Source organism: Streptomyces sp. NPDC054847 (assembly GCF_053610925.1).
The window spans coordinates 1-19,947 of record NZ_JBSGZJ010000084.1 but is presented as its reverse complement, the minus strand read 5'-3'; the positions used below and the strand labels follow the sequence as shown (position 1 = coordinate 19,947).

General features: G+C 70.3%; 10 protein-coding genes and 2 pseudogenes. 8 read left to right on the top strand and 4 right to left on the bottom strand.

Annotated features, from left to right (window positions below; translation table 11 throughout):
• On the bottom strand, positions 1 to 1,161 hold a 1,161-nt coding region (locus ACWGH4_RS12315), incomplete at its 3' end, for an ABC transporter substrate-binding protein (RefSeq protein WP_453459097.1).
• A gap of 195 nt (positions 1,162 to 1,356) precedes the next feature.
• Here ACWGH4_RS12315 and ACWGH4_RS12310 point away from each other — a divergent pair.
• Together ACWGH4_RS12310 and ACWGH4_RS12305 are read left to right on the top strand one after the other, a co-directional pair.
• Positions 1,357 to 3,378, top strand: a complete 2,022-nt coding sequence (locus ACWGH4_RS12310) for a beta-galactosidase (RefSeq protein ID WP_453459094.1) — start codon at positions 1,357 to 1,359, stop codon at positions 3,376 to 3,378.
• A gap of 94 nt (positions 3,379 to 3,472) precedes the next feature.
• Complete coding sequence (locus ACWGH4_RS12305; protein WP_453459091.1) at positions 3,473 to 5,038, top strand: glycosyl hydrolase 53 family protein; 1,566 nt, start codon at positions 3,473 to 3,475, stop codon at positions 5,036 to 5,038.
• A gap of 68 nt (positions 5,039 to 5,106) precedes the next feature.
• On the opposite strand, the pseudogene ACWGH4_RS12300 reads toward ACWGH4_RS12305, so the two are convergent.
• A pseudogene (locus ACWGH4_RS12300) lies at positions 5,107 to 7,974 on the bottom strand (glycoside hydrolase family 2 TIM barrel-domain containing protein); the annotation flags it as partial.
• Between the two features lie 380 nt (positions 7,975 to 8,354).
• On the opposite strand from ACWGH4_RS12300, the gene ACWGH4_RS12295 reads away from it, so the two are divergent.
• From ACWGH4_RS12295 to ACWGH4_RS12275, 5 genes are all read left to right on the top strand, one after another.
• On the top strand, positions 8,355 to 9,638 hold the full coding sequence (locus tag ACWGH4_RS12295; protein WP_453459088.1) for an ABC transporter substrate-binding protein: 1,284 nt from the start codon (positions 8,355 to 8,357) through the stop codon (positions 9,636 to 9,638).
• A gap of 14 nt (positions 9,639 to 9,652) precedes the next feature.
• Positions 9,653 to 10,618 carry a carbohydrate ABC transporter permease gene (locus ACWGH4_RS12290; RefSeq protein ID WP_453459086.1) on the top strand — a complete coding sequence of 322 codons (966 nt, stop codon included), beginning with the start codon at positions 9,653 to 9,655 and terminating at the stop codon, positions 10,616 to 10,618.
• On the top strand, positions 10,615 to 11,475 hold the full coding sequence (locus ACWGH4_RS12285) for a carbohydrate ABC transporter permease (RefSeq protein ID WP_453459083.1): 861 nt from the start codon (positions 10,615 to 10,617) through the stop codon (positions 11,473 to 11,475). Before ACWGH4_RS12290 ends, ACWGH4_RS12285 begins: the two co-directional genes overlap by 4 nt.
• Before the next feature lie 6 nt (positions 11,476 to 11,481).
• Positions 11,482 to 12,069, top strand: coding sequence for a hypothetical protein (locus ACWGH4_RS12280; RefSeq protein WP_453459081.1), 588 nt, complete (start codon positions 11,482 to 11,484; stop codon positions 12,067 to 12,069).
• Positions 12,070 to 12,369: 300 nt separating this feature from the next.
• Positions 12,370 to 15,108 carry an exo-rhamnogalacturonan lyase family protein gene (locus ACWGH4_RS12275; RefSeq protein WP_453459078.1) on the top strand — a complete coding sequence of 913 codons (2,739 nt, stop codon included), beginning with the start codon at positions 12,370 to 12,372 and terminating at the stop codon, positions 15,106 to 15,108.
• Positions 15,109 to 15,120: 12 nt separating this feature from the next.
• Here ACWGH4_RS12275 and ACWGH4_RS12270 read toward each other — a convergent pair.
• Positions 15,121 to 16,039: pseudogene (locus ACWGH4_RS12270) on the bottom strand (DUF6807 domain-containing protein).
• Positions 16,036 to 17,178, bottom strand: a complete 1,143-nt coding sequence (locus tag ACWGH4_RS12265) for a Gfo/Idh/MocA family protein (protein WP_453459076.1) — start codon at positions 17,176 to 17,178, stop codon at positions 16,036 to 16,038. Before ACWGH4_RS12265 ends, ACWGH4_RS12270 begins: the two are co-directional and overlap by 4 nt.
• A 287-nt stretch (positions 17,179 to 17,465) precedes the next feature.
• Here ACWGH4_RS12265 and ACWGH4_RS12260 point away from each other — a divergent pair, with 287 nt between their 5' ends.
• The gene (locus ACWGH4_RS12260) at positions 17,466 to 19,943 is read left to right on the top strand and encodes an alpha-L-arabinofuranosidase C-terminal domain-containing protein (RefSeq protein ID WP_453459074.1); all 2,478 of its coding nucleotides are present in this window, start codon (positions 17,466 to 17,468) and stop codon (positions 19,941 to 19,943) included.
• Positions 19,944 to 19,947 lie beyond the last annotated feature (4 nt).

The following is a 19,947-nucleotide window of genomic DNA, read 5'->3' as shown; positions in this document are numbered from 1 at the left end:
CCAGTATGCGGGCGCCGCGGTCGCCGCTATCTCGGCGGCGTCGGTGTAGAAGTCGGGCTGGTTCGCGAAGAAGTCCGGCGCCTCCACCAGGGCTCCGTTGGTCTGGGCCGATGTGGCGGCGGGGTAGACGCCGCCCTCCTTGACCAGGGCGGCCAGCGCCTCCGGGTCCGTGTTGAGCCAGGTGGCGAACTTCGCGGCGGCGTCCTTGTGCTGCGAGTCCGTGGTGACGGCGGTGGTAGAGCCGCCCCAGCTGCCGGTGACGTTCTTGGTGTCGTACCACTGGGGGAGCGGGGCCATCTTCCACTTGCCCTTGGTGTCGGGGGCGGCCGTGGTCAGTGTGCCGGGCGCCCAGACCGCGCTCACCCAGGCGATCTGCTTGCCCGTGTTGAGCGCCTTGTTCCAGGCGGGGGTGTACATGGGCTGGTTGTCGACGGCGCCCTCCTTGACCAGACCGCCCCAGAAGTCGGCGACCTTCTTCGTCGCCGGGTCGTCGATGGCTACCTTCCACTTCTGGCCCTCGACGGTCCACCATTTGGCGCCGGCCTGCTGGGCGAGACCGGCGAAGAGGCCGGAGTCGTTGGAGGAGAAGGTCGTCAGCGCCTTGTCAGGGGCCTTCTTCTTCAGTGCGCGGGCGGTCTCGGCGAACTGCTCCCAGGTGGCGGGAACTTCCAGCCCGTACTCCTCGAACAGGTCGGCGCGGTAGTAGAACATCATCGGCCCGGAGTCCTGCGGCACCGCGTACACGGCGTCCGTGCCGAGCGTGGTCTGCTGCCACACGCCGGGGGCGAACTCGTCCTTGATGCCCCCGACCTCTTCCGCGATGTCGGCGAGGGCGTCGTTGCTGACGAGGGTCGGCAGCGCCTGGTACTCGGCCTGGACGAGGTCCGGGGCCTTCTTCGCCTTCGAGGCGGTGATGATCTTGGTGACCAGGTCGTCGCCGGAGGCCTGCTTCTGGACGGTGACCTTGATGTCCGGGTTCTTCTTGTTCCAGATGGCCGCCACCTTGTCCATGCCGGGCGCCCAGGCCCAATAGGTCAGCGAGACCGGTCCGGAATCCGCCTGGTCGCCGCCGTCCTGGGAACCACAGGCGGTGAGCGCCGTCGCCCCGAGGGCGACGGCTGTGGCGGTGGCCGCGAGGCGGCGGTGCAGCGTGGTGGACATGGGTGCTTCTCCCTGACCGAAGGGGCCTCCCGCTCGGTGGGGAAGCCTGCCCTGCATCTGTGAGCGTTCACAGTAGGGAAACATCCCGGACACTTGTCAATGGTTGTTCCTGTGCGGTTATGTTGCATCATCGCATCGAAGCTGATGTGTGCACGTTCCCAGATGTTCGACATTTTGATGCTTCAGGAGACATTCATGCCGGAGACCACTCCCAAGGGCCTGGACCGGCTCGCGTTCGGTGGCGACTACAACCCCGAGCAGTGGCCGGAAAGCGTCTGGCGCGAGGACGTCCGGCTGATGCGCGAGGCCGGTGTCACCATGGTGAGCGTCGGGATCTTCTCCTGGGCACTGCTCGAACCCGAGCCCGGTGCCTACGACTTCGGCTGGCTCGACCGGGTCCTCGACCTGCTCCACGAGAACGGCGTCCGCGCCGACCTCGGCACGCCCACCGCCTCCCCGCCCGCCTGGTTCTACCGGGCCCATCCCGAGGCGCTGCCCGTCAGCCGGGAGGGCGTCCGCTACGCCTTCGGCTCGCGCGCCGCGATCTGCCACAGCAGCCCCGCCTACCGCGAGGCCGCCGCGCGGATCACCACCGAACTCGGCCGGCGGTACGCCGGACACCCCGCCCTCGCCATGTGGCACGTCCACAACGAGTACGGCGTGCCCGTCAGCGCCTGCTACTGCGACAACTGCGCCGCCCACTTCCGCCGCTGGCTCCGGGCCCGCTACACAACGGTCGAGGCGGTCAACGACGCCTGGGGAACCGCCTTCTGGGGCCTGCGTTACCGGTCCTTCGACGAGATCGACCCGCCGCGGCTGACGCCGACCGTCGGCAACCCCGCCCAGCAGCTCGACCACCGCCGCTTCGCCGACGACACCATGCGCGAGAACTTCCGTATGGAACGGGACATCCTGCACCGGCTCGCGCCCGGCGTCCCCGTCACCACCAACTTCATGACCGCGCTCAGCCAGTGCGACACGATCGACTACTGGGCCTGGGGCCGCGAGGTCGACATCGTCACCAACGACCACTACCTGATGACCGACGGCCGCCGCACGCACGTCAACCTCGCGATGGCCGCCGACCTCACACGCTCCGTCGCCGGCGGCGCGCCCTGGCTGCTGCTCGAACACTCCACCAGCGGCGTCAGCTGGCAGCCGCGCAACCCCGCCAAGCGCCCCGGCGAGATGGCGCGCAACTCCCTCGCCCATGTGGCCCGCGGCTCCGAGGGAGCCATGTTCTTCCAGTGGCGCCAGTCCCGGAAGGGCGCCGAGAAGTTCCACTCCGCGATGCTGCCGCACGCCGGGACCGACACCCGGATCTGGCGCGAGGTGGTGCGGCTCGGGGCCGACATCGGCTCACTCGCCGAACTGATGGGGACCCGCACCGTCCCCGACGTCGGCATGGTGTGGGACTGGCACTCCTGGTGGGCGCAGGGCCTCGAATGGCGGCCCAGCGAGGACCACGACGCCCGAGAGCGCGCGGACAGCTTCTACGAAGCCCTCTACGACCGGCACCTGACCGTCGACTTCGCCCGTCCCGATGCCGACCTGTCCGCCTACCCGCTGGTCGTCGTCCCCGCCCTCTATCTCGCCACCGAGGAGGCCGGCCGCAATCTGCGGGCCTACGTCGAGAACGGCGGCACCCTCGTCGTCTCGTACTTCTCCGGCATCGTCGACGAGCACGACGCGGTGCACCCCGGCGCGTACCCGGGTGTGCTGCGCGACGTGCTCGGCCTGACCGTCGAGGAGTGGTCACCGCTCCGTGCGGGCGAGAGCGTGCGGATCACCGGGCCTCAGGGGACCACGGTCACCGGCGACGTGTGGACCGAGTTCGTGGTGCCGCGCGGGGCCGAGACGGTGTGGACGTACGCCGACGGACCGGCCGCGGGCGGACCCGCCGTCACCCGTCACCGCCTGGGCGGCGGCACCGCCTGGTACGTCTCCTCCCGCCTCGGCCCCCGCGCGCTGGACGCGGTCCTCGAGAGCGCCTGCGAGGACGCCGGCATCGCGCCTTGCGCCGAACTGCCCCGCGACGTCGAGGTGGTACGCCGCTCCGGTGACGGCGGCGACTACCTCTTCGCCATGAACCACACCCCGCACGACACCAAGGTGCCCCTCGAGCGCCCGGGTATCGAACTGCTCAGCGGCGAGCACGCCGCCGGACACCTCACCGTCCCGGCAGGCGCCGTCAAGGTCGTCCGGCTCGACGCCTGACGACACCAGGACCCCCGGGCGCGGCCGCCGGACGCCGGCCGCCCGGGTGCATGGCACCGCCACCCCCGCCCATCACCGTCGAAGGGACTCGACGATGCACACGGCCCCACACCGCTTCCGCGGACTGCTCAGAAGCGCCGCCCTCGCCGCGCTCGGCGCCCTGCTGAACACCGCACTGCCCGGACAACCGGTCAGCGCGGCGGCCACGCTCACCAACCCCGGCTTCGAGTCGGGCACTTCCGGCTGGTCCACGTACTCCGCCGACGGCCGGCACGCCGCGTCCTACACCGAGGCCGGCGGGCACAGCGGCAGCAACCGCCTCAGCCACTGGTCGTCCTCCGCGTACAAGGTGGAGACGTACCAGTACCTGTCCGGACTCACCGACGGGACCTACAGGCTGAGCGCCTGGGTGCGTTCGAGCGGCGGCCAGAACGCGGCCTACCTTGCGCTGCGCAACTGCGGCTCCCCGGAGCAGCGCACCGACCTGCCGCCCACCCCCGACGGTAAGTGGATACGCCTCGTCACCTCCGTCAGGGTGACCGGCGGGCAGTGCACCGTCGGCGTCAACTCCGATGCCCGGGCGGGGAACTGGCTCAACATCGACGATCTCACCTTCACCCCCGGTTCGACCGGGCTGAGCGTCAAAGGCGTCGACGTCTCCACACTGAAGAAGAGCGAGGACCTCGGCGGCGTCTACCGCACGGCCACGGGAACCACGGGTGACGGGCTCGGCATCCTGAGGTCGGCGGGGGCCAACTACGGCCGGCTCAAGGTCTGGGTGGACCCGGCCGACGGCTACAACAACAAGGCCCGCGTGCTGCAGACCGCCAAGCGGATCAAGGCCCAGGGCATGAAACTGCTGGTCGACTTCCACTACTCCGACATCTGGGCCGACCCGGGCGCCCAGACGAAGCCCGCCGCCTGGTCCTCGCACTCCTACGACCAGCTCAAGAAGGACGTCCACGACCACACCTACGACGTCCTGAACGACCTCAAGGCGCAGGGCACCACCGCCGACATGGTGCAGATCGGCAACGAGATCAACACCGGCATACTCTGGCCGGAAGGCTCCACGGAGAACTGGGACCGGACCGCCGGGCTGCTCACCTCCGGCATCGACGCTGCGAAGGCCGTCTCCTCCTCCACCCGGATCGCCCTGCACCTCGCGCACGGCGGCGACAACGGCCTGTACCGCTGGTGGTTCGACAACGCCACCGCCCGGGGCGTGAACTTCGACGTCATCGCCGTGTCCTTCTACGGCTACTGGCATGGAGCGCTCTCCGATCTCCAGACCAACCTGGACGACGTCTCCGCCCGGTACGCCAAGCCCGTCATGGTCGTCGAGACCGCCTACCCCTTCCGGCTCGACAGCAAGGACAGCCACGAGAACATCATCGACCTGCCGGGCGAACTGGTGCCCGGGTACCCGGCGAGCCCGGCCGGCCAGGCTGCCTGGATACGCGACGTGATGAACGTGGTCGAGGCCGTGCCGAACGGCCGCGGCCTGGGCGTCGTGTACTGGGAGCCCGCCTGGACCGCCGTCTCGGGCAACGGCTGGGACCCGGCCGATCCGGCCTCCGGCAACGGCTGGGAGAACCAGGCCCTCTTCGACTACGACAACAGGCTGCTGCCCGCCGCGAACTGGCTGGCCCACCGCTGACACCGTGCTGTGCGGGACCGACGCCGTACGCGCCCCGGCTCCGGCCGGGGCCCGTACGGCCACGCAGATCAGGGACCGTCGAGCGGTGTGAACACGAACGAGAACTCGGCCGGCTGAGCGTGCAGTCGGTACTCGGGCAGCACGCCGGGGCCGCACGACTGGCTGCCGAGGCCGTGCTGCCGGTGGTCGAGCTCCACCCACACCGTCTCACCCGAGGGAACGAGGTCCGTCAGGTGCTCGGCCGCGTCGAGTTGCTCGGTCGTCCAGCGGCGGGCGGTCAGCCAGAACGCCGGGTCGCCGTCGATCCGCAGCCCCGCTTCCGGGGAGGCGAGTTCGGCCCAGCGCACATCGGCCCGCGCGCCGTTCTCCTGCGGACGGACATACGGGGTCTGCATCGCGTCGACATAGCTCTCCCAGAGGCCGAGCCGGGCGGCTGCCCTGCTGTCCGGGTACGCCTCGCCCGGCCCGCCGCCGTACCAGCGGACGTCCGCGTACGACGCCGGAAGTCCGAGACGGATCCCGAGACGGGGCAGCGGGAGCTGCCAGTGCCCCTGCGGGACCACGGACACCGTCAGGCGCAGCCGGACACCGTCGGACGTCCACCGGTAGTTCGTGAGCAGGCCCACGTCGCGGCCGGCCGGCGCGACCCGGGTGCGCACCGTCAGCGCGTCGTCCGTCACCTCGACCGCGTCCAGGCGGTGCCGCATGCGGTGCAGGCCGAGGGCGCGCCACAGCGGTCCGCTGCGCGGGTCCGGCTGCCAGGGCGCGCCGTTGTCGTTGTCCGTCGGCGCGCGCCACACGTTCAGCCTCGCGCCGGCCACGGCGACCCGGCCGATGGTCCGCAGCTCGCCGGTGCGGGCGTCGAAGGAGGCAGGACCGAGGGTGACGACGCTCCGGCCGCGCCCCGGGCGGTCACCGCACGGGACCTCCGCGAGGACCGGCCGGCCGGCCTCCAGCTGCCCCCAGGCGACCTCGTGGCCCCTGCGGCCCCACGGGGTGTCCGCGGCCAGCAGCGCCCGTACCGTCCAAAGGCTCTCCGCCTCCGGCCCTGTCACCGGCGGTTCGGGCAGCCGGACCTCTGCCCATGTGCCGGGCGCCGTCGGCGGGACGGTCAGGGGGCCGTGCGCCACCGTCTCTCCGTCGCTCTGGAAGGACCATTCGAAGGCGAGGTGGGAGAGGTCGGAGAAGTCGTGGAGGTTGGTGACGCGGACGGTGGCCGTGCCGTCGCCGGCTGCCGGGCCGGGCTCGATCCGGACCGGCTCGATGACCTTCTTGTACTCGATCAGGCCGGGGGAGGGGGTGCGGTCCGGGAACAGCAGGCCGTCGCAGACGAAGTTCCCGTCGTGGAGCTCCTCGCCGAAGTCGCCGCCGTAGGCGAAGCCGTACCGTGCGTCGGTCAGGCCGTGGTCGATCCACTCCCAGATGAAGCCGCCCTGGTTGCGCGGGTGAGCCTCGAAGAGCCGCTGGTAGTCGGCGAGGCCGCCCGGACCGTTGCCCATGGCGTGCCCGTACTCGCAGAGGATGAACGGGAGTTCGCGGCGCCCGGCCGGGCCGCCGTCGAGACCGCGGCCGATCCTGTCCACCTCGTCGTGGGGCGGGTACATCCGCGAGTACATGTCCGTGTCGCGGCAGCCGGGGTCGCCCTCGTAGTGGATGAGCCGCTCGGGGTCGCGGGCGCGGATCCACTCGGCCATCGCGGTGAGACCGCGTCCGGTGCCCGCCTCGTTGCCGAGCGACCAGATGATCACGGACGGGTGGTTCTTGTCCCGCTCGACCATCCGCGCGGCACGGTCGAGGAGGGCCGGTGTCCAGCGGTCGTCGTCGACGGGGTTGTCGTGCCAGTCCTGCTCGACGAAGCCGTGAGTCTCCAGATCGCACTCGTCGATCACCCACAGACCCAACTCGTCGCAGAGGTCCAGGAAGCCGGGATGCGGGGGATAGTGCGAGGTGCGGACGGCGTTGATGTTGTGCAGCTTCATCAGCTCGGCGTCCCGGCGCATGGTCGCGGCGTCGAGGGCGCGCCCGGTGTCGGGGTGGAACTCGTGCCGGTTGACCCCGCGGAACAGGATCCGCTCGCCGTTGACCTTGATGACACCGTCCTCGACGGCGACCGTGCGGAAGCCGATGCGCAGCGGTACCCGTTCGCCCGCGAGAGCCAGTGTCCCGTCGTAGAGGCGGGGCGTCTCCGCCGTCCAGGGCCGCACCGGCACGGTGACCGGCTCGCCGGTCGCGACGTCGATGCCCAGCTCCGGCACGGTGACCCGGCCGGCCGTGTCGGAGTCGACCCGCAGGGTGCCCTCGGCGCGGTCGTGGTCGTAGGAGGCGTGCACGAAGAAGTCCCCCGCGCAGCCGGCCGGCCGGTGCAGGAGGGTCACGTCCCGGAAGATGCCGGGCAGCCACCACTGGTCCTGGTCCTCGAGGTACGACCCGGACGACCACTGGTGGACACGGACCGCGAGCACGTTCCCTTCGGGGCGCAGCAGATGCCCGACCGCGAACTCGTGCGGCAGCCGGCTGCCCTTGAACTCGCCCAGCTCGTGGCCGTTCAGCCAGACGCGGGCGCAGGACTCCACGCCGTCGAAGCGGAGCAGGGCGTCGCCGCCGGTGCCCCAGTCCTCCGGCAGCTCGAAGAAGCGCAGGTGGTCTCCGGTCGGGTTCTCGGTCGGCACGCGCGGCGGGTCGACGGGGAAGGGGTAGAGGTGGTTGGTGTAGACGGGCGCGCCGTGGCCCTGGAGCACCCAGTGGCCGGGCACGCGCACCTCGTCCCAGCCCGAGGTGTCATGGCCGGGCACGGCGAAGGAGTCGTCCTCGGCGTCGGCGGTCGCGGACAGCCGGAAGCGCCAACTTCCGTTCAGCGAGAGGGATGCCGCGTCAGAGGTGGCGTACCGGGCGCGTGGCGGGAGCGGCCCGCTGCCGGGCCGGACATCGTCGACGTACGAGGGGGGACATCGCTCTCCTGGGGCAGCACTCGGTCCCGGACGGGCGCGAAGGCGGCGGCCGGGGAAGGGTGACGGGGGATCTCACCCTCCGTCGTCGGGCACGGGTTCTGCAAGAGGCTCCGGCCAACTGTCCGAAGTTTTGTGCTTCGTTCGACTAGTCGAACGAAGGGCGGCCTGGGCTGGTGTACCGCGATCGGCTCGATTACGGTCTGCCGTCCGGGCTGTCGCATGTCGTTCGTCATCTCGAACAAATCGTGGGGCGATTCGCGGCCGTCCAAACCGTTGACGCGGTTCGCCGCCACCCCTACATTTCGTGGCAAGCGCTTTCCTGAAACGATTCATTCACCATCGGTTATTCATTGGCGAGAGGGTGCATCATGCGTATGTCCAGGCATGTGGAGAGGCGGAGCTTCCTCAAGGCGGCCGGCGCGACCCTGGCCGGTGCCGGGCTGACCGCCGCCGGCTGCGGCGCCGGCAGCGGCTCGTCCGGCGGGCCCGTCACCATCCGCTATGCCTGGTGGGGCGCGGACGACCGGGCGAAGAAGATAAACCAGACCGTCGCCCTCTTCGAGAAGAAGCACCCGAAGATCAAGGTCAAGACGGACTTCCAGCAGTACGGCGACTTCTGGAAGAAGTTCAACACCCAGGCGGCGGGAGGCAATCCGCCGGACGTCTTCCAGAACGCCATCGGCTTCCTGCGGAAGTACGACGCCAAGCGGGTCCTGCTCGACCTCCACGCACAGGCGAAGAAGGGCAACCTGGACCTCCGCGACTTCCGGGCCGGCCTCGAGAAGTTCGGCGAGGTGGACGGCAGGCTGCTCGGCGTACCGGTCGGCTCCAACTCCATGGGCCTGATCATCGACGAGCGGGTCTTCGAGAAGGCGGGCGTCACCCCGGCACCCGGCTGGACGTGGAACGACTGGGACGACGCGCTCATCAAGATCCACGACAAGGCCGGCGTCGCCGGCGACTCGGGCCCCTTCGGCGTCATGTACCTCTACGACCTGATCCTCCGCCAGAACGGCAAGGCCTTCTTCACCGAGAAGGGCCTCGGATTCACCGAGAGCGACCTCGTCCCGTACTGGACCGAGTCGATGAAGCGCGTCAGGACGGGGCTGTACGCGGACCAGAAGAAGGTCGAGCAGATCAAGCCCAAGTCCGCCCTCGCGGCCGGGCTCGCCGGCGGCGAGTTCACCTGGGACAACTTCACGGCGCGCTACTCCGCCGAGGGCAAGAGCTCGTACGCCATCGCCCCGATCCCCACCGGCGACGGCAAGAAGACCGGCCAGTACCTCGGTTCGCTGATGCTCAGCGGCAGCGCCCGCACCAAGCACCCCGCCGAGGTGGCGACCTTCATCGACTTCATGGTCCACGACCCGGAGGTCGGCAGGATCATGGGATACGACCGCGGAGTGCTCTCCACCAACGAGCAGTACGAGGCGTTCGAACCCACCGACCCGGTCAGCAAGAAGATCGCCGCGTACGAGCAGCAGATAGCAGCCGCCGGCACGCTCGAGACCATCACCCCCCACCCCGCCGGCGCGGACGTCGTCGAGGCCGCGTTCCTGCGGATCGCCGCCGACATGGCGCTCGGCAAGGCCCCCGTCGAGGACTCCGCGAAGCAGTTCTTCACCGAGGCGAAGACGGCGCTCGGCTCCTGATGGGAACGCCGCCCATGACCCAGCTCGAGGAATCCGTGCGGCAGGTGGCGGACAAGGCCCCTGCCGCCGGTACGACGCCCTCGCCCGTCCGCCGCCGCGGACGCAAGGACGGCCTGATCGGCTACCTGTTCATGTCGCCCTGGATCGCCGGCTTCCTGCTGCTCACCGCGGGACCGATGGTCGCCTCCCTCTACTTCGCGTTCACCGACTACAACCTCTTCGACTCCCCGAAGTGGATCGGCCTCGGCAACTTCTCCGAGATGTTCGCCGACCCGCGCTGGCGCACATCCGTCGAGGTCACCGCCAAGTACGTCCTCATCGGGACCCCGCTGAAGCTTCTCCTCGCCCTCGGCGTCGCGCTGCTGCTGGCGCAGAGCCGGCGCGGACAGGCCTTCTACCGGGCAGCCTTCTACGCCCCCTCGCTCGTCGGCGCCAGTGTGTCCGTCGCCATCGTGTGGCGCGCCCTGTTCTCCGACAACGCGGTGGTGGACCGGGCCCAGACGTTCCTCGGAATGGACGTCGGCGGCTGGATCGGTGACCCTGCCTGGGTCCTCTACTGCCTGGTGGCGCTCACCGTCTGGCAGTTCGGCGCGCCGATGGTCATCTTCCTGGCCGGGCTCAAGCAGGTGCCCAAGGAGCTGTACGAGGCGGCCCAGGTCGACGGCGCGGGACCGTGGCGGCGCTTCTGGCACATCACCCTGCCGATGATCTCGCCGGTGATGTTCTTCAACGTCCTGCTGGAGACCATCCACTCGTTCCAGATCTTCGGATCGGCCTACATCATGAGCAACGGCAGCTGCGGACCCGCGGACGCCACGCTCGTCTACACCTGCTACCTGTACCAACAAGGCTTCGAGAACAGCCGGATGGGCTTCGCGTCCGCCATGGCCTGGATGCTGCTGATCGCCGTCGGCCTGGTCACCGCGGTGCTGTTCTGGTCCCAGCGCCGCTGGGTGCACTACGAGGAGGCGGCCCGATGAGCGGCACACTCACCACCCGCGCGCGCCGCGGCAGCGGCTCGCTGCTCTGGCACCTCGGGGCCCTGGCGCTGCTCGCCGTGGTCCTCTACCCGGTGGTCTGGGTCGTCGGCGGCTCGCTGAAGCCCAGCGACGACATCATCGGCAGCCTGGACCTGTTCCCGACCGAGCCCATCGTCGAGAACTACCGGCGGCTGACCGACGGTATCGCCGACATCCCCGTCACCACCTTCTTCGTCAACTCCACGTTCCTGGCGCTCGGTTCGGTGGCCGGCGTACTGCTGTCGTGCTCGCTGGCCGCCTACGCCTTCGCCAAGATCAGGTTCCCCGGGCGGAACCTGATGTTCGCGCTGATGATCGGCACGCTGCTGCTGCCGTACCACGTGATCCTGATCCCGCAGTACGTGCTGTTCCAGAAGCTGGAACTGATCAACACCTATGTGCCGCTGCTGCTCGGCAAGTACCTCGCCACCGACGCCTTCTTCGTGTTCCTCATGCTCCAGTTCATGCGGAACCTGCCGAGGGAGCTGGACGAGGCCGCCCGGCTGGACGGCTGCGGGCATCTGCGCATCTACTGGTCGATCGTGCTGCCGCTGTGCCGGCCCGCCCTGATCACCAGCGCCATCTTCACCTTCATCAACGCGTGGAACGACTTCATGGGCCCGCTGATCTATCTGAACGAGCCGGAGAAGTACACGGTCTCGCTCGGGCTGAAGATGTTCATCGACCAGGACGCCGTCGCCGACTACGGCGGCATGATCGCCATGTCGCTCGTCGCGCTGCTGCCCGTGCTGGCGTTCTTCCTCGCCTTCCAGCGCTACCTGATCGACGGCATGGCGACCTCGGGCCTGAAGGGCTGACCGGCCGTGGCAGCACGCTCCCTGACGCGGCAGGAGTCCCGGCTCTCCACCGGCTTCGGCGTCTTCGCCGAATGCCTGCTCACCGGCGTGTGGATGATCCTCGCCGCCCTGCCGCTGGTGACGGCCCCGGCGGCCTTCGCCGCCGGCGTCCGCCATCTGCGGCGCCATCTGCGGCACGAGGCGACGGGCGGGCGGCACTTCGCCGGTGACTTCCGTGCCGCGGTGCGCGGCGGCTGGCTCGTCGGTCTGTCCGGCGCGGTGGTCCTCTGGCTCCTCTGGCTCAACCTCGCCGCCGTACGCGCCGGGCTGCCGGGCGGACCGTTCGTGGGGACGATCGCGGTCCTCGCCGCCCTCGGGGCCGGGGTCGCGGTGCTCCGGGCGGCAGCGGCATGGGAGCCCGGCGCGTCCTGGCCCACGCTGCTGCGCGAGGCCGCCCGGCGCACCCTGCGCGACCCGGCCGGATCGCTGCTGCTCGTGGGCGGGTTCGCGGTCGTGGCGGGGACCGCGTGGGTCGTGGTCCCGCTGGCGGTCCCGGTGACCGGCGCGGTCGCGGCCGCGGCGGTGGCCGTCGAAGCACGGTACGCCGCCCGCTGACGGGCCGGCGCCTGCACCTGCGTAAGGCGCACGTCCGCACGTCCGTACCTGCGCAAGTCCGCATGCCTGCACCGCCGCAAGCCCGCAAGTCCTCACCCTGCACCGCCCGCAAGGCCGCCCGCCCGCCCACAGCGAACCCGCACGCCCGCCCCACAGCCAACCCGTACGCCCGGACCGTCGCGCCCGTGCGCTTCCGCGCATGCGCGCGTCGGCTTCCGTGCCCCGCGCCACCACGCACTTCTGCTCTGCCCTGCTCCAGGTTCCCGTCCTTACCGCCCAGGTCTCACAGAAGGAATCGTCATGTCTCCGATCTCCCGCAGGTCCCTGCTCTCGGCGGCGGCAGCCGCAGGCGCGGCCGCCCAGTTCAGCCGGGCACTCGGCAGCGCGACCGCCCAGGCGGCGCCCCGCCCGGCGGCCGCCGGTCCCGAACCGGTGACGCTGAAGTGGCTGGAGGACGACGGGCTCGGGGCCGCCCCCGGCACCACCCTCGGCGTGCCGTGGCCGAAGGGCGCCTACTCCGAAGGCCAGACGTTCTCGCTGGCCACCGCCGACGGCAAGCAGGTGCCGGTCCAGTCGTGGCCGCTCGCCCAGTGGCCCGACGGCTCCTTGAAGTGGACCGCCCACGCCATCGGACCGGAGACGACGGCGGAGAGCTTCACGCTCACCGCGGGGGAGCCCGCCGCACCCGCCCGGCGGATCACGGTCACCACCAAGGCGGGCACGGTCGACGTCGACACGGGCGTCATCACCGCCCGCCTCGGCACCAGCGGATCGTCCCTCGTCAGGTCCGTGACCCGCGGCACCACCGAGATCGCCAGGAACGGGCGCCTCGTGCTGCTCCGCCAGGGTGAGATCGAGGACGGCGACCAGGGGCGGGAGTCGTACGAACGCTTCGAGAGCGCCATCCACGAGACCGAGGTCGAACAGGACGGCCCCGTACGGGCGGTCGTCCGCATCGACGGCAAACACCGCCGGGGCAACCGGAGCTGGCTGCCGTTCTCCGTCCGTCTCTACTTCTATGCCGGCGCCGAGTCGTTCCGCATGGTGCACACCATCACCTACGACGGCACCCAGGAGCCCGGCCGGGCCGACGGCGACTTCATCCGCGGCCTCGGCGTCCGCTTCACCGTGCCGATGCGGGACCCCTCGTACGACCGGCACATCCGGATCGGGGGCGACGGCACCGGACTGCTCCGGGAGGCCGTCAAGGGGATCACCGGACTGCGCCGCGACCCGGGAGCGGCCGTCCAGGCGGCGCAGTTCGAGGGACGCAGGCTTCCCGATCCGGCCACCTGGGACCAGCGGGTCACCAGCCGTCTGCACCTGATCCCCGAGTGGGGCGACTACACCCTCAGCCAGCTCTCCGCCGACGGGTTCACGCTGCGCAAGCGCACCAAGAAGGGGCACGGGTGGATCGCGGCCGGCGGCGGACGCCGGGCGTCCGGGTTCGGCTATGTCGGCGGCGTGAGCGGCGGGCTGTCCTTCGGGCTCCGCGACTTCTGGGAGAAGCACCCCGCCGGTCTCGACATCCGCGACGCGCACACCGACAGCGCCGAGGTCACCCTCTGGCTCTGGTCGCCCGAGGCGCAGCCCATGGACCTGCGCTTCTACCACGACGGCCTCGGCCAGGACACCTACGCCGAGCAGCTCGAGGGCCTGAACATCACGTACGAGGACTACGAGCCCGGTTTCGGCACGCCGTACGGCATCGCCCGCACCAGCGAACTCCTCTTCTGGGCCCACGACTCGACGCCGGAGGCGGGCACCCTGGCCAAGGAGACGTCCGCCGTCCGCACCCCGCCCCAGCTCGCCGCCCCGCCCGCCCACATGGTCGCGGCCAAGGTCTTCGGCGGCCTCTTCTCCGAGCCCGACCGCTCCACCCCCGCCAAGGCCAGGATCGAGGACCACCTCGACTTCCTGTTCACGTACTACCGCGACCAGGTGGACATGCGGCGCTGGTACGGCTTCTGGGACTACGGGGACATCATGCACAGCTACGACCCGGCCCGGCACCAGTGGCGGTACGACGTCGGCGGCTACGCGTGGGACAACTCCGAACTCTCTCCCGACCTGTGGCTCTGGTACGCCTACCTCCGCTCCGGCCGCGCCGACATCTTCCGCTTCGCCGAGGCCATGACCCGTCACACCGGTGAGGTCGACGTCTACCACCTCGGCAAGTGGGCCGGCCTCGGCACCCGGCACGGCGTCCAGCACTACGCCGACAGCGCCAAGCAGCAGCGCATCGCCAACACCACCTACCGGCGCTTCTACTACTTCCTCACCGCCGACGAACGCACCGGCGACCTCATGCACGCCAACGTGGACTCCGACGAGACCTTCCTGGTGCTCGACCCGATCCGGAAGATCCGCACCGAGCCGTACACGCCCGACCGCCACGCCCTGTCCATCGGCTTCGGCACCGACTGGAGCGGCCTGGTCTCCGCCTGGCTCACCGAGTGGGAGCGAGGCGGACCCAAGGCGGCGAAGGCGAAGGCCAGGATCCTGTCCACGATGGAGACGATCGCCGCCCAGCCCAACGGATTCGTCCAGGGCAGCGGCCTGTACGACCTCGACACCGGCCGCTTCGCCGTCGAGAAGGAGGCCAAGGTCGGCGTCTCGCACCTGTCCGCCGTCTTCGGTCTGAACGAACTCTGCGCGGAGCTGATCGATCTGGTCGACATGCCGGCATTCCGCGAGGCGTATCTCGACTACTGCCACTACTTCAACGCCACCAAGGCCGAACAGGCGGCGCGCTACGGCTCTCACTTCGGCTCGCTGATCCTCTTCCAGGGCCACTCCAGGCTGGACGCGTACGCGGCGGTGCAGACCGGTGACGAGAAGCTTGCGCGCCGAGCGTGGGAGAAGTTCTACAACAGCGACGGCTACCGGGAATCGGCGCCGTGGGCCACGGAAGAGGTGGGCGGGCCCGTCACGCTGGTGCCGGGCAGCGAGGCCAACTGGGTCTACACCAACGACACCGCGCTGTACGGGCTCGCGGCCATCGAGAACCTGGCGCTGGTCGGCGACCGGATGCCGTGAGACGCCGCCCCGTCACCAGGACCGCAGGTGGGACTCGATCCGCCTGCGGTCCAGGGCGCCGTCGGCCACCACGATCCGGTAGCGGTACGAGAAGGCGGCCCCCGGCGGGAGCGCGAACTCCTCGAAGAAGGCCCAGGAGAAGGCGACCGACGGGGTCGGCTCCGACCGTACGAACCAGTGGGACGGGCCGGCGGCCGCGTTCTCGGGGGCGTGGGCGAAGACCAGGGTGCTGTGCGCGTCGACGCCGTCGTGCTCGCCGGTGAACGCGAGCCAGGGCGCCGCACGGCCCATCATGTCCGCGGCCCCCGCCTCTCCCGCGCCGCCGTGCCCGTCAGGGCCCACCACGTCCCCGCCGGCGAGGTCGCGGGGCCCGCGCCAGTGCAGCCCGGTGTAACCGGCGGCCTGCCGCCCGGCGGTCGTCGGTGAGCCGAACCGCAGAGGTTCCGAGCGGGTGTTGGTGAGGTGGATGGACCAGTCGAGCGCCCAGGAACCGTCCGCCGGTTCGACGGAGTGCACGGTGAGCGTCCGCCGCTCCCGCGCCCATTCCGCTCCGCCGTTCTCGATCCAGGTGAGCCGCTCCCGCATCGTCAGCCGGTCCTCGGCCACGCGGAGCGCGTCGAAGCCGTCGTGCCGCATCCACCCGATGCGGTCCGGCAGCGCCAGATAACCCTGGCTGTGGACGTAGGAGTTGCCGCCCCAGAAGTTCTGCCCCGACAGATGGCTCGCGGTCATCTGCAGACCCTTGTGCCAGCGGTGGTCGTTCGGCCGGTACCCGGTCATCAGCCGGCCCGAGAGCGTCCGCAGCGGGTGCACGTACGGCTTGCGGGACTCGAAGGGCTCCGGGTCGGGACTACGTCATCAGCTCCACACCGCCGTGCGAGACGACCACCTTCTCGCCGTGCGTGTGGGTCACGGTGACCGGTGCGCTCATCGCTGTCCCCCGGCCGTGTCCGCGGGGGCCCAGGCGGGGTGCCCGCCGTGCATGGCGGTGTAGTACGGATCGTCGGCCGTGATCTCACCGGCCCGGACGGGCATGCCGGTGAAGGCAGCCTTGTAGAGCGCGGCGACGAACTCCAGCGTCCGCCGCGCGTCGGGGCCGCTGCCCGGAGGGCGGGTCCCGGCACGCATCGCAGCGAGGACGCCGTCCAGCTGCGCGGAGTGCGAGCTGGGCCGATCGGCGGCGGGCGTCCGCCATGCCTCGACGCGGCGCTCGTCGGCGGCCGCGTGCGGCGCGGGCGTGTAGACCCAGTCGTCGTTGGAGTGGCCGTACAGATGGGTGAGTTCGACAGTGGCGTCGGAGCAGTCGATGCGGATCCGGCTGACCTCCTGCGGTGACACGACGCTGTTGACGACGGTGGCCATCGTGCCGTTCGCGAAGCGGACGAGCGCCGTCGAGACATCCTCGCTCTCGACGGTGTGCACGAGCCGGCCCGCCATCGCCCGTATCTCGGTCCAGTCGCCGAGCAGATGCAGCAGCAGGTCCATCTGGTGGATGCCGTGTCCCATGGCGGGGCCGCCACCCTCCGTGGACCAGCGGCCCCGCCAGGGGACGGCGTAGTAGGCGCCGTCGCGGTACCAGGTCGTCTGGCAGTGCGCGACGAGCGGCGTGCCCAGCCGTCCGGTGGCGAGCAGTTCGCGGGCGTGCGCGGCGCCGGAGCCGTAGCGGTGCTGGAAGATCACGGACGCGTAGGGCCCGGGGGAGCCGTCGGGGCCCTCGGCCGCCGCGATGGCGTCGTACTCGGCGAGCGACAGGCACATCGGCTTCTCGCACAGCACCCAAGCGCCCGCCCGCAGGGCCTCGACGGTCTGGTCGCGGTGGAAGGCGGGCGGAGAGCCGAGCAGCACCAGGTCCGGGCGGGCGGTGGTGAGCATCTCGTCGAGACGGGTGAAGCCGTCGACCCCGTCCCCGGCGGCGGCGCGGAAGGCGTCGAGCTGAGCCGTGTTCACGTCGACGGCGGCGACCAGTTCCACCTCATCGGCATGGTCGGCCAGAGCGGGGAGATGGCTGCCGTGGGCGATGGCTCCGGTGCCGACGACGGCGGCACGCAGACGGCCGCGGGGACGTGTCATGAAGAGGAACTCCTCGCGCGAGAATGCGTAGAAAGCGCTTGCAGACCGGGCCACCCTATGATCGCCGCCGCGCGCGCGACAAGCCCCGTTCCACCTGTAGGGCCGGGAGCGTGCCCCGGTTCGACGGGTCGTCGCTGGGGCCTCATTTTGTTCGGCATTACGAACAATGGTCGACCAACCGTGCCGGGTTGTGCGCAAAGCGTTGACGGCCATCGTTGCGGTTCCTAGGGTGCCGTTCGAAGTTCTGATCGCTGTCCGATATATCGAACGATTTTGAGGATGTGCGTATGGCACGCAGACGATGGCGGCTCGGGCTCACCCTCGGAGCCCTGCTCGCCGGGACGCTCGGCGCAGGACCCGGCGCGGCGGCCGAACCCGCCGACTACACGATCTCCGTCGACACCGCCGGTACGGGCGCGAAGATCGACGACACGATGTACGGAGTCTTCTACGAGGACATCAACCGCGCCGCCGACGGCGGGCTCTACGCCGAACTCGTGCAGAACCGCTCCTTCGAGTACCGGCCCGCGGACAACGCCGCCTACACGCCACTGACCTCGTGGGCCGTCTCCGGCGGCGCGAGAGCCGCAGAGGACGACGGGCGCCTGAACGACCGCAACCGCACCTACCTTTCGATGGACGCCGGCGCCTCGGTCACGAACGCCGGCTACAACACCGGCATCGCGGTGGAGAAGGGGAAGCGGTACGACTTCTCCGTCTGGGCCCGTGCGGGCAGGGCGGCGCCACTGACCGTCACCCTGCGCGACGCCGGGGGCGAACTCGCCGAAGGCCGCCGGGTCGTCGCCCGCGGAGGCTGGGCCGAGTACACGGCGACGTTCACCGCACGCCGCACCACCACCACCGGCCGCCTCACCGTCGCCGCCGCGCGGCCGGCCGCGCTCGACATGGTCTCCCTCTTTCCCCGGGACACCTACAAGGGCCGCGAGAACGGTCTGCGCAAGGACCTCGCCGAGAAGATCGAGGCCCTCCGCCCGGGCTTCCTCCGTTTCCCCGGCGGCTGTCTGGTCAACACCGGCAGCCATGAGGGGTACGACGAGGCGTCCGGCTGGGAACGCCGCCGCTCGTACCAGTGGAAGGACACCGTCGGCCCGGTCGAGGAGCGGGCCACCAACGCCAACTTCTGGGGCTACAACCAAAGCTACGGCCTCGGCTATTACGAGTACTTCCAGTTCGCCGAGGACATCGGCGCGATGCCGCTGCCCGTGGTCCCCGCCCTGGTCGCCGGGTGCGGTCAGAACCGGGCCACCGATGACCCCGCCCTGCTGCGCCGGCACATCCAGGACACCCTGGACCTCATCGAGTTCGCCAACGGGCCGGTGAGCTCGGAGTGGGGCGGCAGGCGCGCGGACATGGGGCACCCGGAGCCGTTCCGCCTCACCCATATCGGCGTGGGCAACGAGGAGAACCTGCCCAAGGAGTTCTTCGCCCGCTTCCAGCAGTTCCGCGAGGCGATCGAGGCCGCCCACCCCGAGATCACGGTGATCGCCAACTCCGGCCCCGACGACGCGGGGACGACCTTCGACGAAGCCTGGCGGCTCAGCCGCGAGTCCGGTGTGGACATGGTCGACGAGCACTACTACAACAGCCCCCAGTGGTTCCTCGAGAACAACGAGCGCTACGACGGCTACGACCGGAGCGGCCCCGAGGTCTTCCTCGGCGAGTACGCCTCGCAGGGCAACACGTTCGGCAACGCCCTCGCGGAAGCGGCCTTCATGACCGGCCTGGAACGCAACGCCGACATCGTGAAACTCGCCTCGTACGCGCCGCTGCTGGCGAACAAGGACTACGTGCAGTGGCAGCCGGACATGATCTGGTTCGACAACGCGAGGTCCTGGGGATCGGCCAACTACGAGACGCAGAAGCTCTTCATGACCAATGTGGGGGACGAGGTCGTCCCCTCCACCGCTTCCGCCACGCCGACCACCTCCGGGCCCATCACCGGCGCCGTCGGCCTGTCGACATGGGCGACCAGCGCCGCCTACGACGACGTCCGGGTCACCGCCTCCGACGGCACGACCCTGCTGTCCGACGACTTCTCGGGCGGCGACGACCGGTGGACGAAGGCCGCCGGCACCGGGTCCTGGGCCGTCCAGGACGGCGCGTACGTCCAGAGCGACGAGACGGCGGAGAACACCCTCGTCACCGCCGGTGATACGGCCTGGCAGAACTACGACCTCAGGGTGAAGGCCACCAAGAAGTCCGGCAGGGAGGGCTTCCTGGTCGCCTTCGGCGTCAAGGACACCGGCAACCACTACTGGTGGAACCTGGGCGGCTGGAACAACACCCGCTCCGCTGTGGAGAAGACCGTCGGCGGGGCCAAGCAGACCATGACGGAGAACGCCACGACCGTCGAGACCGGCCGGACCTACGACCTCCATGTCGAGGTGCGCGGACGGCAGGTGACGCTCTATGTCGACGGCCGGAAGTGGGGCGGGTTCACCGACGACAAGGTCGCCGAGCCCTTCCGTCAGGTCGTCACCCGTGACGCGTCCACCGGCGAGCTCATCGTCAAGGTCGTCAACGCCCAGGCATCACCGGCCCGGACGGCGATCGACCTCGGTGCGGGGACCCACGTGGCGCCGACCGCCCGGGTCACCACCCTGGCGGCCGACCCGGCCGCGCAGAACACCGCCGACGAAACGCCGGTCCGGCCGCGGTCCTCGACCTTCGACGGCGTCGGCAGCACCTTCTCGTACACCTTCCCGGCCCATTCCGTGACCTTCATGAGGATCAGGACCGGATGAGGAA